The organism is Nonomuraea sp. NPDC052116, assembly GCF_040680035.1.
Taxonomy (GTDB): Bacteria; Actinomycetota; Actinomycetes; order Streptosporangiales; family Streptosporangiaceae; genus Nonomuraea; species Nonomuraea angiospora_A.
This window is the reverse complement of sequence record NZ_JBFAWA010000036.1, coordinates 119682-134624: the sequence shown is the minus strand read 5'-3', so window position 1 is coordinate 134624 and position 14943 is coordinate 119682. Positions and strand designations below refer to the sequence as shown.

At 67.8% G+C, this 14943-nt stretch carries 14 protein-coding genes; 7 read left to right on the top strand and 7 right to left on the bottom strand.

Annotation, left to right across the window (positions count from 1 at the left end; translation table 11 throughout):
* Positions 1-21 precede the first annotated feature (21 nt).
* A complete protein-coding gene (locus tag AB0L65_RS48315) occupies positions 22-2043 on the bottom strand; it encodes an RICIN domain-containing protein (protein ID WP_364260975.1) in 2022 nt (673 codons plus the stop codon).
* Positions 2040-4625, bottom strand: coding sequence for a beta-L-arabinofuranosidase domain-containing protein (locus AB0L65_RS48310; protein WP_364260972.1), 2586 nt, complete (start codon positions 4623-4625; stop codon positions 2040-2042). Before AB0L65_RS48310 ends, AB0L65_RS48315 begins: the two co-directional genes overlap by 4 nt.
* Before the next feature lie 1001 nt (positions 4626-5626).
* Between AB0L65_RS48310 and AB0L65_RS48305 the strand changes: the two genes are divergently transcribed.
* On the top strand, positions 5627-6133 hold the full coding sequence (locus AB0L65_RS48305; RefSeq protein ID WP_364260969.1) for a tyrosine-type recombinase/integrase: 507 nt from the start codon (positions 5627-5629) through the stop codon (positions 6131-6133).
* Between the two features lie 119 nt (positions 6134-6252).
* Here AB0L65_RS48305 and AB0L65_RS48300 read toward each other — a convergent pair whose 3' ends face one another.
* Positions 6253-6474 carry a hypothetical protein gene (locus AB0L65_RS48300; RefSeq protein WP_364260966.1) on the bottom strand — a complete coding sequence of 74 codons (222 nt, stop codon included), beginning with the start codon at positions 6472-6474 and terminating at the stop codon, positions 6253-6255.
* A gap of 279 nt (positions 6475-6753) precedes the next feature.
* Between AB0L65_RS48300 and AB0L65_RS48295 the strand changes: the two genes are divergently transcribed.
* The 4 genes from AB0L65_RS48295 (at position 6754) to AB0L65_RS48280 (ending at position 9901) form a co-directional block, all read left to right on the top strand.
* Positions 6754-7197, top strand: coding sequence for a hypothetical protein (locus tag AB0L65_RS48295; protein ID WP_364260963.1), 444 nt, complete (start codon positions 6754-6756; stop codon positions 7195-7197).
* A complete protein-coding gene (locus tag AB0L65_RS48290; RefSeq protein ID WP_364260960.1) occupies positions 7197-8780 on the top strand; it encodes a multicopper oxidase family protein in 1584 nt (527 codons plus the stop codon). Before AB0L65_RS48295 ends, AB0L65_RS48290 begins: the two co-directional genes overlap by 1 nt.
* 57 nt (positions 8781-8837) lie before the next feature.
* Positions 8838-9377 carry a TetR family transcriptional regulator gene (locus AB0L65_RS48285; RefSeq protein ID WP_364260957.1) on the top strand — a complete coding sequence of 180 codons (540 nt, stop codon included), beginning with the start codon at positions 8838-8840 and terminating at the stop codon, positions 9375-9377.
* Between the two features lie 263 nt (positions 9378-9640).
* Positions 9641-9901, top strand: coding sequence for a hypothetical protein (locus tag AB0L65_RS48280; RefSeq protein WP_364260954.1), 261 nt, complete (start codon positions 9641-9643; stop codon positions 9899-9901).
* A gap of 222 nt (positions 9902-10123) precedes the next feature.
* Here the strand turns inward: AB0L65_RS48280 and AB0L65_RS48275 are convergent, their stop codons facing one another.
* Complete coding sequence (locus AB0L65_RS48275; protein ID WP_364260951.1) at positions 10124-11008, bottom strand: alpha/beta hydrolase; 885 nt, start codon at positions 11006-11008, stop codon at positions 10124-10126.
* A 402-nt stretch (positions 11009-11410) separates the two neighbouring features.
* Positions 11411-12598, bottom strand: coding sequence for a LuxR C-terminal-related transcriptional regulator (locus tag AB0L65_RS48270; protein WP_364260948.1), 1188 nt, complete (start codon positions 12596-12598; stop codon positions 11411-11413).
* 447 nt (positions 12599-13045) lie between these two features.
* Here AB0L65_RS48270 and AB0L65_RS48265 point away from each other — a divergent pair, with 447 nt between their 5' ends.
* Both AB0L65_RS48265 and AB0L65_RS48260 read left to right on the top strand, forming a co-directional pair.
* Positions 13046-13312 carry a hypothetical protein gene (locus AB0L65_RS48265; protein WP_364260945.1) on the top strand — a complete coding sequence of 89 codons (267 nt, stop codon included), beginning with the start codon at positions 13046-13048 and terminating at the stop codon, positions 13310-13312.
* Positions 13313-13352: 40 nt separating this feature from the next.
* On the top strand, positions 13353-13817 hold the full coding sequence (locus tag AB0L65_RS48260) for a luciferase family protein (protein ID WP_364260942.1): 465 nt from the start codon (positions 13353-13355) through the stop codon (positions 13815-13817).
* A 265-nt stretch (positions 13818-14082) separates the two neighbouring features.
* Here AB0L65_RS48260 and AB0L65_RS48255 read toward each other — a convergent pair whose 3' ends face one another.
* Complete coding sequence (locus tag AB0L65_RS48255; RefSeq protein WP_364260939.1) at positions 14083-14400, bottom strand: EthD family reductase; 318 nt, start codon at positions 14398-14400, stop codon at positions 14083-14085.
* 127 nt (positions 14401-14527) lie between these two features.
* Entirely contained in the window at positions 14528-14884 is a 357-nt protein-coding gene (locus AB0L65_RS48250; RefSeq protein ID WP_364260936.1) for a helix-turn-helix domain-containing protein, read from the bottom strand.
* Between the last annotated feature and the right edge of the window lie 59 nt (positions 14885-14943).

Genomic DNA, 14943 nt, shown 5'->3' with positions numbered 1-14943 from the left:
CTTCCCGTGTCGACGTGTGCGTCAGGGGGTGGTGAGGTCGAAGCGGCGTACGGTGACCGCGCCGCCGAGGGACTGGGTGGCGTAGTTGAAGATCCCGAAGCGGTAGCCCATGAAGAACTGCCAGGCGTTGTTCAGGGTGAAGGCCGGGCCGAGGCTCACGAAGTTGCTGCCGTCGGTGCTGTAGGAGAAGCGGGCCTGCCTGCCGGAGCCGGGCCGGATGTCGGCGTTGACCCGCAACCAGATCCGGCCGCCTGAGACGTTGGCGCTGGCCGCCTCGGTGCCGGTGCCGGTGGTCTGCCAGGAGCTGTTCATGGTCAGCCCGTTGGTCATCACGACCCGGTTGACGCCGTTGTCGCGTTTGACGCCGATCCAGGCCGACTGGTCGCGCAGCATGGCCAGCCCGGCGCGGTCGCCGTTGGCCAGCTGCGAGTAGTCGAGCTCGATCGTCGCCGTGGACGACGGGCCCTGGATGCGGTGGGTGAGGGTGTTGCGGGCGTTGTAGAGGTCGTTGGTGACGGTCGCGGTCTGCAGGCGCAGGCCGTTGCCGGTGGAGAAGCGGCTGGTGTCGGGGTTGTGGTTCCACTCCCAGCGGTGGCCGAGGCTGCCTGAGGTGAAGGTGTCGGGGCCGATCATGGGGGCCACGGTCCGGTTGGTCTGGATGTTCGGCTTCGGGTAGTTGACGCCCCAACCGCCGTTGACGGTCTGGACGGTCGGCCAGTCGTTGGTCCAGGTGATCGGCGCGAGCGCCGGGACCCGGCCGCCGGGGTAGGCGTCGACGAACGACATGTAGTACCAGTCGCCGTTCTGGGTCTGGACGAGCCCGCCCTGGTGGGGCACGCCGCCGCCGGAGATGGGCCCGGGCATGTCGAGCAGGACCTGGCGCATCTCGTACGGGCCCCATGGCGACGTGGAGCGGAGCACGTACTGGCCGTTGGCGGGGCGGGTCAGCCAGATGTAGTAGTAGCCGTTGCGCTTGTAGAAGCGGGAGCCCTCCAGGGTGCCGACGTTGCTCGGGGTCTGGAACACCTGCTGGGAGCGCACCTGGCTGAGCCCGTCGGGCGAGAGCTGGGCCACGCTGATGGTGCTGTTGCCGTAGGCGACGTACATGGTGTCGTTGGTGTCGATCAGCAGGCCGGCGTCGTAGTAGCAGTTGTTGATCTGCGAGCGCTTGGTCCACGTGCCGTCGACGGCGGAGGCGGTGTAGACGTAGGTCCGGTTGAACTCGACGCAGCCGATCCAGTAGTAGGTGCTGTTGCTGGGCCGGTAGTTCAGGCTCGAGGCCCAGATGCCCTTCACGTACGCCCGGCTGCCGTTGAGGTCGTAGGCGGCGGAGTTGAAGTCGAGCCTCGGGACCGAATGTCCGGCGTACTCCCAGTCGACCAGGTTGTAGGAGCGCAGGATCGGCGCGCCCGGCGAGTAGTGCATCGTCGAGGCCGAGTAGTAGTAGGCGTCGCCGACCCGGATGATGTCGCCGTCGGCGAAGTCCTGCCAGACGACCGGGTTGGTGTAGTCGCCGCCCGGGTTCGGGTCGCTGCCGATCGGGACGAGTTGCCACTGCTGGTTGTCGCCGCCCCAGTCGTCGTACTGGACGATGCTGGCGTTGTCGGTGGTGGAGGCGCCCTGGACCTCCAGGGCCTTGTTGCTGTTGCGGTTGATCAGTCGTACGTAGCCGCCCGTCGAGTCGGCCAGGCGCCACTGCTGGTTGGTGCCGTTGTGGTCGGCCCACTGGACGATCGCGCCGCCGTTGGCGGTGGAGGAGTTGTTGACGTCCAGGACCTTGCCGCTGTTACGGGACTTGAGGCGGTAGTAGCCGCCGCCGGAGTCGACGAACTGCCATTGCTGCTGGTTCTGGTTGTTACGGGTCCACTGGGTGATCCGGCCGCCGTCGGCGGTGGATGCGTTGTAGACGTCCAGGGCCTTGCCGCTGTTGCGGTTGACCAGGACGTACCACGCGTTGGGGTCGACCGTGGCGGCCGACGCCGTGGGCGTGAGGAGCACGCCCACGAGAAGCAGAGACGAGAGCACCGCGAGCACGCGCCTCACAGGAACCTCCAGAGGTTGTTGTTCGAGCCGTTGTCGTCGGCGAGCACGACCTGCGCGCCCTGGGACGTCCCACCGAGCCCGAGGACCCGGCCGCCGTTGGCGCACTGGACGCGGAAGGCGGCACCCGACCCGTAGCGCAGCCGCCAGCGGTGGTCGTCGGTGCCGGTGTCGCCCCACTGGACGACGAGGGCGCCGTCGGCCGTGGACATGTCGGTGACGCCGAGCACCATCCCGGTGCCCACGTTCTGGATACGCCGCGCACCGTTCGGCACGAACCGCCACTGGTTGTCCGCGCTGCCGTTGTCGGAGTCCTGGACCACCGGGGCCCCGTTGGCGGTCGAGCCGTTCTGGATGCCGAGCAGCTTGGAGCTGTGGACATTACGGATCTTGACGGAGCCGTCGCCGACGTCGCTGATCGTCCAGCGGTGGTCGGCCGTGCCGGTGTCACCCCACTGGAGCACCCGGGCGTTGTCGGCGGTCGACATGTTCTCGACGCCGAGCACCTTGCCACTGTGCACGTTGCGGAACCGCAGGCCATCACCGTCGACGACCGGGACCCAGTCGTGGTCGGCGGTGCCGTTGTCGGCCCACTGGAGGGCCAGGCCGCCGTCGGCGGTGGACATGTTCTGGATGCCGAGGGCCAGCCCGCTGGCCGCGTTGAGCAGCCGGAAGCTCGCCGCGCCGGTACCGCCCTGACCACCGGTGTTCCAGTAGACGACGTAGTTGTGGTCATGGGCGTCGTAGAACGGACCCAGCCGCACCGATGCCCCGTTGGCCGTGGCGGTGAAGGCCAGGGACGAGGTGCTGGTCCGGGTGATCGATGAGGATGTCAGGGCCGGGGCCGACGAAAGGCTGGTGTTGCCATAGTTGCCCGACAACACGACCGGTCCGTAGGTGACGGCTTGCATGCCGGGGTTGTCGTTGGCGGCCTTCGTGACCACGCGCATGGGCAGCCGCACGGTCACGGTGTCGCCCGACGTCCACGAGCGGGTGAGGTCGGCGTAGGTGCCTGGCGTGGTGGTGACGGTCTGCTGGACTCCGTTGACGCTGATCGTCGCGCCCTGGGTCCAGGCCGGGATGCGGATGCGCATCGTCCACGATCCGCTCACGTTGCCGGTGACCTGCAGCGACGTGGTGTCGCTGACCGGGTAGGAAGTTGTCTGGGTGACCGTGATGCCGCGTTGGCTCCAGTTGAGCGTGGAGGGCGCGAACAGGTTCACGAACAGCGTGGTGCCGTTGTGGAAGTAGATCGAGTCCATCAGCTTGGTGTTGGTCTCGATGCCGGTGCCCTGGCAGCACCAGAAGGAGTTGTAGTCCGTGCTCCAGGTGCCGCCGCCCCAGGCCGGGCCGACGCCCCGGCGTCCGCCGGGGTTCAGCGGGGTGAAGTAGGTGACGTGCCCGCGTGCGTCAGCCGGGTTCTGCTGCCCGATCAGGTGGTTGAGCAGGGCATTCTCGTAGTAGTCGAAGTAGTCGGCCCGGGTCGGCGACAGCAGCCACAGCTCCCGGGTCAGCTTGAGCATGTTGTAGGTGTTGCACGCCTCGCCGGTGTCTCTGGTCAGGTGGGCGGCGATCGCGTTGGGGGCGCGGAAGTGCTCGGCCTGGCTGTTGGAGCCGTTCGCATACGTGTGCGCGCCGATGGTGATGGACCAGGCGTTGGCGGCGATGTCGCGGTAGCGGGTCGTGCCCGTGGCCTTGTACTCGCGGGCCGCCCCGATCCACTTGGGCACCTGCGTGTTGGCGTGCAGCCCGTTGAGCTGGTCCTGGCCGGCGGCCAGCGGGCTGAACACGGCCGCGTGGTCGAACCGCTGGGCCGTGGTCAGCCAGCGGGAGTCGCCGGTCATCTGGTACAGGTCCGTCAGCACGGCGTTCATGCCGCCGAACTCGGTGCCGAGCATGGCCTGCATCTGGCTCGAGCTGAGCCGCGACGTGCGGGTGTCCACCCACGCGGCCAGGGCCAGCAGCACGGTCCGGGCCTGGGTGTCACCGATCAGCCGCCACGCGTCCAGCAGCCCGGCCAGGGTCTTGTGGAGGCAGTAGTACGGCACGTTGCCGTTGGTCAGGGTACGGTGCTCCACGGCCGTGATGTCCGACTCGGGAAAACCGGACAGGTAGCCGCTGGTGAATCCGGCGGCGCCGTTGTTGGCCTGGCATTTGGCCAGCTCCGCCACCATGTAGTTGGCCTTGTCCCGGCAGGTGGTGTCACCGAGCACCGCATAGGCCTGCGCCCACGCCGTCAGGAAATGGCCCTGCATGTGGGACCGGAACGGGAAGTCGGGGGCGTCCCAGCCGCCGTTGGCCGCCGCGCCGTTGGTGGACAGGCGATGGTTGGCCCGGAAGACGTACAGCAGCCGGTCGACATCGACGAAACGCAGGTAATTCAGGGTGCGGTTCTGGTTGTCCAGCAGGCGGCCGGTGGTCAGCCGGACCTGGCCGAGGTCGAACTCGTAGGCCGAGACGCCGATGTCGGATCTGGCCCAGGGGAGTGCGGCCAGAGCGGAGGACGTGCCGATTACCTGGCCGGCGGCCGAGAACGCGACGGTCGCGCCCGCGGCCTGTAAGAGCCGGCGACGGCTCAAGGACATGGGGGCTCCTTGGAGGTGGGGGGCGGTGACCGGCGTCCGCCGGTCACGTGTTCACCAGGTCAGGCCGTTCTTGGGCGATGTGTTAGCGCTAACACATCGCTGGTGAGCGAACCGTAGCCGTCATGGCTTCGATGTCGTCATGGGGGACGAGAGGGGACATCCAGGCCTCCGTTACTGAATCGCAGAGGGCAACCTGTTAGCGCTAACAGTCGATCTTTGGCCTACTCCGTTGAGCGCGTTGTCGCGGAGTACATCCGACGGTCAGGCCCGGCGTCAACGAGGGGCGCCCTCGCCGACCTGGGCGTTGCCGTCGGAACGCCTTCCCGCCTGGAGTTTTGCCCCCAGGGAGATCGCGTCGCACTGCTCGTGCATGTGAAAGTTTCACAGAAGTTACGCGTTGGCAACCGGGTAATTTGCGGCAGATCGCGAGTTAAGTTGCTGACCTGGAGTCGAGGCGCGGACGATCGTCTTGGGCCTGGCGCTGCGCTCAGGTCGCCGCTCATCGGCAACATGCTGCTGGCCTATGGCTGCGCTACCGGCGTGGCCGGCACCCTAATTGATCTTAGTTAAGTTTCGTCCCTGAGCGGTTCGCGAACACCGGGAACCCGCAGTTCTCGGTGCTGCTCGCCGCGATGGCGGTGCCGAAGTAACGGCCGCTCTGCGCGGCTGCCGCGCCGGGCGTGGCTCCGCGGCTTCCGCTGGTAGCGGCGCCGCCAGCGCCGTGATCAGGCCGAGTGCGCCGGTGAGGCCGCCGGACGTGTTCGGGGTCGGTGCGGCGGTACCCCGCGGACGGGGTGCCATACCGTGGGGGGCTTGACCACCCGGGTGGCTCGCCGCAGGTGGAGGGCGATGCATTGAACGAAGCCCTGCGAGAGGATTTGATCAGTGACAACCCGGCTTGCGGGCTACGGCCACCGTCTCCACGTCACATCCATCCGGCGGTGTGGACACCGCGACGCGTGGCCGCCTGGCGGCGCACCGGTGAGTGCCCGGCTGTAGGTGTGTGGACGGTCGAGCAGCTGACCGAGTTCCTCACCTTTGTTCGTGATGATCGGCTGTTCGTGCTGTGGTGGCTGATTGCTCTGCGTGGTCTGCGGCGTGCCGAGGTAACGGGGCTGCGCTGGATCGATCTCGACACTCTCCGGCTGCTGCGCCGCCACGAACGAGCCCAGCGCGGTGAACAGGGCGACGACCGGTCGCCATCAGCCCCGATGTTCACTCGCACGAACGGTGAGGCGATCGATCACAAGCTGGCTCTGGCCAGTGGCCTTCCCCCGGTGCGGCTGCACGACCTGCGGCATGGAGCGGCGCTGACCCTGGCGGCAGGAGCGGATCTGCGGGTGGTGCAGGGCCTACTCGGACATGCCAGCATCGTGCTCACCGCCGACACGTATACCTCGGTGCTGCCGCAGTTGTACCACGACAACGCACGGGCGACCGCGAGGCTGGTGTCGAGCGCGGCACGTAAGACGGCTCGGATGGTGCGCAACGGCCGCCGGCGGACGTGACGCACGTGTGTCTCACCGTGACTCACGATCAGATGGCTCGACTACAGAATTGCGGGAAACCACAGGTGGGAGTGGTAGGGCGCCCGGGGCTCGAAGATCCGTCAGTCACCTCCGTCGCCTCAGTCGCCTCCGCCGCCGTCACCACCGTCACTGCCGCCGTCGCCACCAGCCCCGTCGTGACGGTAGCCGGAACCACCGGAACCACCGGATGAGTACTTGTGGCGCCCCTCAAATATCAACCAAAGTACGACCCAAGGTGCCCATAAGTACCAATAACTCAAAAATACGTCCAGAAGGAAGAGTCCGAAATTCACCAGCTGGTTGTCGGTCCGTTCGAACATAGGCTCCACCCTCACAGCGCTTGAGGTATAAGCGTGCCACCACTGTGGGTGTTGGTGCGGTACTTCGCCCACATGTCCACATCGGGGAGACGCCGAGGAGCTTGGCGATCGAGGCGAGCTCATCAACGCCGGGGCACAGAGTTACTATGCCTTCTAGATGGTACAGTAACGAGCTCTCGGGCCGAGATGCCTTCCCGCGGCGTCTGCCATGGGGGCAACGGATTCATGCCCCACAGGCTGCGCTCTCCTGCGCCCTGCGCGAATGACGAAAGGACGTTCATGCCCACCGATCCGATTCCCAAAGCCCCATGGATGGCATGGGTGCTAAGGGCGACTTCAGCACTCCTCCTTCTGGCGACACTTGCTCAGGGTTTGCTGGCAGGCCTGTTCGTGACGGGGGATGCGGATCTGCTCACCGTTCACAGCGCGGTCGGTTCCGCGCTCCTCGTTGTCGCGCTCGTTCAGGTCGTGGCCGCGGTACTGGAGCACCGGTGGCGCAAGTGGGCAGGAGGGCCTGCCACCTGGCGGCCGACGATCCTGTCCGGCGCCTTCCTGGCGATGGCGGCGGTACAGATCGGCCTGGGCATGGCCCGCGTGGTGGCCCCGCACATGTTTCTCGGCGTGACGATGGCCGCCGTCGCCATGCTCGTCCTGCTGGTCGTGCTCGCCGAGTCGGTCTGGGTCGACACGCCCGCTGCGGCGGCATACACGAAGGAGTCCTGATGACATTCACGCGCAGACTGAGCCGCCGCGGGTTTCTGGGCGTCACGGGAGGGATGACGATCGCCACGATCACCGGCAGCGCCGCCGCCCTGCGCACCGCGGGCCAGGAGAGCCCGGGCCGGGTCATCACCAGCAGGACGGTGTTGCCGAAGCCGTTCCGGGTGCCGCTGCCCGTGCCGCAGGTCGCCCAGCCGGTGAGCACGGCGGGCGGGGTGGATCGCTACGAGATCGTGCAACGCGTCGCCGAGGCGGAGATCCTGCCCGGACTGCGTACCCAGGTGTGGGGCTATGACGGGCGCTTCCCCGGCCCGACGATCGTCGGCCGGTCGGGGCGCAACACCCTGGTGACCGTGCGCAACGAACTTCCCGTGCCCACCTCCACCCACCTGCACGGCGGAGTGACTCCACCCGACTCCGACGGCTATCCGACCGACATCGTCGCCCCCAAGGGCTGGCGGCCCGCGCCGGCCGACGCGGGCATGTCCCATGGCGCGATGCACATGGCGCCGAACGCCTGGAACATCTCCGACCAGGCCAAGGAATACGTGTATCCGCTCATCCAGCAGGCCGCGACGCTCTGGTATCACGACCACCGCATGGACTTCAGCGGCCCGCAGGTCTGGCGCGGGCTGGCCGGGTTCTTCCTTGTACGCGACGACGAGGAACTGGCGCTCCCCCTCCCCGACGGGGAGCGGGACATCCCTCTGATGATCTGTGACCGATCCTTCGAGGACAACGGCTCCTTCCGCTACCCCGCCCTCGACCCGTCGCTCAAGGGCAGGCCAGGCGTCGAAGAGCCGTACATGAACGGCGTGATGGGGGACGTCACCCTGGTCAACGGCGCGCCCTGGCCCGAACTGGAGGTGACCGCCACCCGCTACCGCTTCCGGTTGCTCAATGCCTGCAACGCGCGTCGTTACCGCCTGCGCCTGGAGCCCGGCGGACCGCTGATCCAGATCGGCACCGACGCCGGACTGCTGGCCCGTCCCCAGGAGCTGGACGCCATCACACTGGCTCCGGCGGAGCGGGCCGAGGTCGTCATCGACTTTTCGCGCTGGAAACCCGGCACCGCCGTCCAGCTCGTCAACACCTTGGGCGAGGGGAGGATGCGCGAGGTCATGCGGTTCCGGGTGACCCGCAAGGTGCGTGACGAGTCGCACGTCCCCGTCCGGCTCGCGGACGTCCAGCCCCTGGCCGGGGCGCGCGTCGCGGCCACCCGGACCTTCGACTTCCGGCTGACGTGGAGGTCCGACGGCTCCTCCATCTGGACGGTGAACGGACATCCCTTCGCTCCCGATCGATTCCTGGCGGCGCCGCGCCTGGGGACCGTCGAACGGTGGCGGTTCACCAGCGACTTTTACCATCCGGTACATCTGCACCTGGCCCACTTCCAGGTGGTGTCTCGCGACGGGCAGCCGCCCGGTGCGCATGAACGCGGCTGGAAGGACACGGTGGACGTGCGGCCGTATGAGACCGTGGACGTGCTGGCCCGCTTCCAGGGATATCGCGGCCGGTACATGCTCCATTGCCACAACCTGGAGCACGAGGACATGGCGATGATGGCGAACTTCAGCATCATATGAGCCGCACGCCTTCACATGGCCTCCTAACTGTACCTTCTGGGTGGTATAGTTAGGAGAGTGCGCCCTAGCCAGAGAAACCAGATCCTGGACGCCGCGATCCGCGTGACAGAACGCGATGGCATCACCGGCCTGACGTTGGAGTCGGCGGCCGAAGAGGCCGGCGTCACCAAGGGCGGGCTGATGTACCACTTCAGAACGCGCGACGACCTGCTGATGGCGATCCAGAAGCATCTGACCGAGGCCTGGGAGACCTGGCTCATCGCCGAGCTGGGCAAGCCACCGGCGGAGGCGTCGGTGCGAGAAACCGTGGCGGCCTATGTGCGGATGGGCGCATATAGCCAGGCGGGCAAGGCGGACCTGGCGTTCATGCTGGAGTCGGCCGCTGCTCCCGAGCTCGCCACAGTGTGGAACGAGCTCATCAACCGCTGGGCCCCGCTGCCCACCTCGGCCGAGCCCCACGACATCGACCTTCTCCTGGCCCGGCTGGCCGTCGACGGACTGTGGCTCTGGCAGGCCACCAACGGCACTCCCTTGCCCGAGCCGATCGCGCAAGCCCTGCGGGACCGGCTGAACGCACTGTTGGAACCGAAGAGCTGATCCCCGTGCTCGCATGATACCTGCCGACCGGGGTCGGCCACACAACCCCGGAAGGACCTCATGACGCACGCTGCGACCGAGCTCCACCCCAAACGCTGGACGGCACTGGCCGTCCTGTCAGCGAGCCTGTTGCTGGTCACGATGGACATGACCATCCTCAACGTGGCGCTGCCGCAGATCTCGGCCGACTTGCGGAAAAGGCGGGCAGCGCGGCCGCCATCGAAGAGACCTCCTACGAAATCGGCGGCACCTTCGGCGTCGCAGTGCTGGGCAGCCTCGCCGCCGTCCTCTACCGTGCCGAACTTCCCGCCAACGCCACCGGCGCGGTTCGCGAATCGCTCGGCGGCGCGGTGACGGTCGCCCGTGAGAGCGGCTCCGCCGACCTGGTCGCCCAGGCCACGCTCGCTTTCACCGAATCACTGAAGACGACCAGCCTGTACGGCGCGATCCTCATGCTGGTCGCGGCACTGGCTGTCTGGCGGCTGACCCCGGCCCGGCTGGACCTGGCCGCGGCACACCACTGAAGCGTCTGGCTCCCATGGGCGGGTGGGGAAGCGCAGGACGTGGTCATCGCTCCTCCCTCGGTGGTCAACGCGACATGTCTCAGGTCGGGTGAGAACGAACAGCGGCGATGACCTCGTTGACGGGTACAGCCGGACGATGTGACACAGAACTTGGCGTTGCTATTCGCGAATAGGGTATCGGTCCCCTCCACGGTCAGAATCCTCCAGGTAGAACAGGGCCGCTTACGCCTCGCTGAGGCGACGGATCTCCTCGATGATGACGCCGGGCTCGGTGATGGGCACATAGTGGCCGGAACCTTCGGCGATGACGTGGCGACCGTTCATCGACTGTGCGGCACGACAGGCATGGGAAGCATTGGCGTCGGCGCGGACGCGAGCGGGCATCCCGTCTCCGGCGCGCCCGCCCGAGACGACGGTGACGGGAATCCCGCCGAGGCCGGGCGGGGTCACACGCCAGGTGGCCAGCTCGTCGAGGAAGGTGCGGGCCTGTGCGGCGTGGGTCCGTACGACTCCGACGGTGAACCCCTCGCGCTCCATGTCGCGTCGGGCGTCCTCGGGCAGGGGCCGGATCGTGGACCGGTAGGCGTACCGGAACAGGCGGGTGCGCGCCAGGAGAAGATTGATCTGGATGGCGGCGCGCTCGAAGCGACGGAAGGCAGGGCTGCGGAGCACGTCGGAGGCCTCATCGGCCGGGTCGACGAGGACGAGGCCGGAGATCCGGCCAGGGCCGTCGGCGGCGGTGAGGCGGACGATCGGGCCTCCGGCGCTGTGGCCGACGAGGATGAACGGTCCCGGCCCGAAGTGATCGAGCAGATCGGTCAGGTCATCGGCCATCCGCCGCAGCGTGCGGGAGGTGGGGTCGGCGGCGGAGCGGCCGAGCCCGCATCGGTCGTAGACGATCGCGCGCGCGAACGCTCCCACGGCCGGCTGGACGAGGGCCCAAGAGGAGCGAGTGGCGGCAGCCCCGGCCTCGAACACGACCGTCGGCGTGTGCAGGCCGGGACCGGGCAGCACCATGGCGTGCAGGCGGCGCCCATCTCGCGTCGTCACCCATTCCGACCGGCCCTGGATGTGGCCGCCGTCCTCGTCCTCGAAGCGCAGGCTCATGCCCGCCCCGCCGTGCAGAGACGCGCACGTTTTTGCACGGCGATCGGCCGATGATCAGGGAGCCCGTGCGGATCGAAGCTCATTGGTCGGACCTCCCGACGGCAGCCCACGGCAAATTTAGGCAAGCCTAGCCTAATATCCGATCGCCTGTCTGCGGCGATCATGGACAGCCGATACGAGCACAGCGGAGATCGTGATGCCGGCGATAATCAGCCGGAAACCCCTGTAGGCCCTGCGGCGCGCCGGTGTTAGTGCAGCTGGAAAGCCGGATGACGTCCGGGTCGCCAGCAGGTCCGAGGCCCGCGCCGAAGACGACGGCGAGGGGCAGCCGCCAGGTGACGGCAACGGTGCGCAGCATGCTGCCCTGCTCTCGGTCAGCGTGGCGATCATCGTTGCCCGCGGTCAGGCGCTCAGGCCATGGACGTGAGCGAGGGCCGCGGCCTCGGTACGGGTGGCGACTCCCAGCTTGCCGAGGATGTTGGCGACGTGGAACTTCACCGTGTGCTCGCTGATCAGCAGGTCCTCGGCGATCTGCCGGTTGCGTAAGCCGCGCGCCAACCGTTCGAGTACCTCTAGCTCGCGCGGTTTGAGCACGGCCAAGGTGTCGTCAGGAAGCTCCGTGGCGAGTGGCGTGAGCGGCAGCGCCGCGGTCACCGTGGTACCCCAGCCCGGGGCCGCGTCGAGCGTGAGGCGGCCGCCCACGGCTGTTGCCAGCTCGGTGAGGCGGCGTACCGGTAGGGCGTCGAGGGTCAGCACGCCGGGGCCGTCGTCGCGGATCGCCAGGTGGAGTTCGGCCCCGGCTATGTCCCAGGTCACGCGGATCCTGCTCAGTCCCTCGTAGTCGAGCATGGTGACGACGGTGTTCCTGGCCAGGGCCTGGGCCGCGTCAGCGATGCCTCCAGGCAAAACGTGGTCCGGCTCGCGCGGGCCGGCGAGTTCCAGCGACACCTCGCTGTAGCGGGTGAGCGGTGCCAGCATCCCGGCGAGCCGGTCGAAGGCGACTCCTGCCCGCTCCTCGCTCAGGGTGGAGTCGAGGTCGGCCGCCGCGCGCAGCTCGATGAGCGCGGAGACCGCCAGATCGGTGGCGGTGCGCCGAGCTGCGGCGTCGTCGAGTGTACGGCTGCGCAACGTGCTGAGCAGCGACTGGAGCGTGGCCGTGTGAGCGCTGGTGAGTTCGGTGATGGCACGGGCGCGCTCGCCTGCTGCGACCCGGTTCCCGCTGAGGTCGGCCGGCCGGAGATTGACGGCCCGGTGCGACAGGTGCAGCGCCACCAGGTCCCACAGCGCCTGTACCAGCACGCGCACTTCATCGGCGGGTTCATCGCTGGGCACCACCACGAGCAGGGCCCCGTCGGCGCCGGGTGGCTGGGATGCCACGGCGAGCGCGGGCATGAGCTCCCCCGCCAGGTGGGCCTCGCCGAACCAGGGCCTCCCCAGCTCCACCGACCCGCCCACCGCGGCCAGCTCGGTGCTGGTGATCTGCTCGGCCAGTGTGGCTTCGCCGTACGTCCTCAGGGGATGTCTGACGCAGTCACCGGTCAGCATGGCGAGCGCCCGGTGCGGCTGGTACTCCGACAGCGCTGCGGACAAGGGCTCCAGAATGCCGCCGACTGGGGCTCGAAGCACGGAAGCGGCGGCATCGAGTGCGGCGGCGGGGTGAGGCAGGCGCATGGCCTCATGCTCGGGCTGCTCATTCGGGCAGCGGATTCCGGCCGAACGGGCAGTGCGTCAACCCGCGTGCCACCAGCAGGCTTGTTCCCATGAAGGCCCTTGCCGCGTCTGGTTACGGCGCTGTTGACCAGCTTCGCGTCTCCGATGTACCTGAGCGTCTGCCAGCCTCAGGAGAGGTGCTGGTGCGCGTGCAGGCAGCTGCGCTCAACCCGCTCGACATCAAGTTGGTTACCGGTGAGCTGCGCGAGCTGTTCCCTGTGACGCATCCGTTCGTACCCGGCATGGACACCGCGGCGTTGCCCACCGTGGCCATGACCGCGCACTGCGTCGTGACAGCCGCGCGGCCCGATCTCTACCGACGCGGACGTGGTCGTCGACCTGATCAACGCCGGTCCCGCACTCGCCTCAACGGCAGGGCTCGTCCGACAGGGTGGACGGCTGATCTCGACCCTGTACGGCTCCGCCGAGGTGAATGGCGTGGTGCCGGTCTACGTCCGGATGGATCCGGCCACGGGAGACCTGCCCGGGCAGGCGGCAAGCCTGGCCGGCGACCGCATCAGCATTGAGGTGGCCGCCACCTATTCCTTTGCACAGTCCATGGAAGCCATGCGTGACTTCGCCGCAGGCATGTAGACCCGCGGCAAGATCGTGATCACTTTCTGAGGAGACCACCATGATGACCCTGCCCACCCGTGCGGGCGACCGCCCCGAGACGGGACCGTCCGTGCCGCACGTCCAGCTCAGCCAACTCAGTCCCGACGAGATCCGCGAACAACTGACGCAGTGGATGAGCACCGCGCTCCCCGCAACCGAGATCAGGCCCAGTGAGATCTCCGAGCCGGGCGCGACCGCCTTCTTCCTGGAAGGCGACGCGAAGCCACCTGAGGGAGCGGTGCTCCTGCCGCCCCGTCTGATCGCCGAGTTCGCACACGTCCATACCGACGGCAGCCTGCACCTGGCCCTGTCTCGGGAGGACCAGCGGGAACTCATCGCCAAGGGCTGGGGCGAGCGCCACCCCCTGTACTCACCGACGATCAACGTGGTGATGCTCTACGGACCCCGCACCGAGGAGGAACTGGAAGTCGCCAAGACCGTCGTCGCCACCTCCTACGGCTACGCGACCGGCAGGTCACTGTAGCGCTCTTCAGCTGTCAGGCGGCGCAGACCGGGCGGAGCCATCGGGAGCCATCTCGGTCAGCGCCGCATTGATCTCCGCCGGCTCGGCTCGCTGCTCCCCGGTCATCAACCGTGCTGTCGCAGGAGAGATAGCCGCGCAGCTACTGTCCGGCGACTCGCCGCCGCTGGCGCCGAGTTGGGCTCGGGACCGTCCGCCGCGTTGCTACTGAGGCCCCTGGCAGGCAGGCGCACCGCGACCGCCGCTGACGAACGTCCGGGACCGGACACTACCGGGGACCGACGACTTCGCCGAGCATCAGTACGGGGGTGATGTCGGTGAAGTTCTTGATGTCATCGAAGATCGCCTCCATGTGTGGCATGTAGGCGGCCTGCATCGCGTCAAGGCTCTCGAACTGCAGGGCACCGATGGCGACATAGGGCGGCCTGCTTCCGGGTTCGCCGCCGGACAACCCCTTGACGCCGGAGATGTGCTGGAGTGCCGGGCTGAGGATCTTCGTCAGCCAGGGCAGGTGACTGTTCTGCCAGTACTCGAAGTCGAAGTGCGAGCCCTCGGTGTTCGGATACAGCAAGGACGCCTGGATCATGGGGTCTCCTCGTGGTGATCTCGCACAGATATCGGAACGTTCATGCCATCAGGAAGAGGCAGACAAAGCCGCGGTCGGCCCAAGAGGCTATGGATCGCGGGAGTGCGCCGACGGCCGGCGCGGTCGTCTAACGGGCTTCGGCGATCTGGCCGGTTTCGCGGACGCAGGATTCGATGATGGCCCGCATGAGGCCGGGGAAGCGGCCGTCGAGGTCGTCGGAGCGCAGGGAGTTCATCTTGGTGGTGCCCTGGTAGTGCTGGCGGATGACGCCGGCCTCGCGCAGCACGTTGAAGTGGTGGGTGGCGGTCGAGCGGGAGACGGACAGGTCGAAGGCGCCGCAGCTGATGTCATGGCCCGCGGTGGCGAGCTGGGCGATCACCGAGCGGCGAACGGGGTCGGCGACGGCTTCGAGGAGTTGCTGGAGGGTGACCTCGGCGACGGAGGGGTTGTCCACGGTGCGGGCGGTGGTCTTCGGGCGGGTCACGTGGCTCTCCTCCTCCGGCGATTGCGCTGACCCGTCATACTACGACGGGCGTCGAAGGA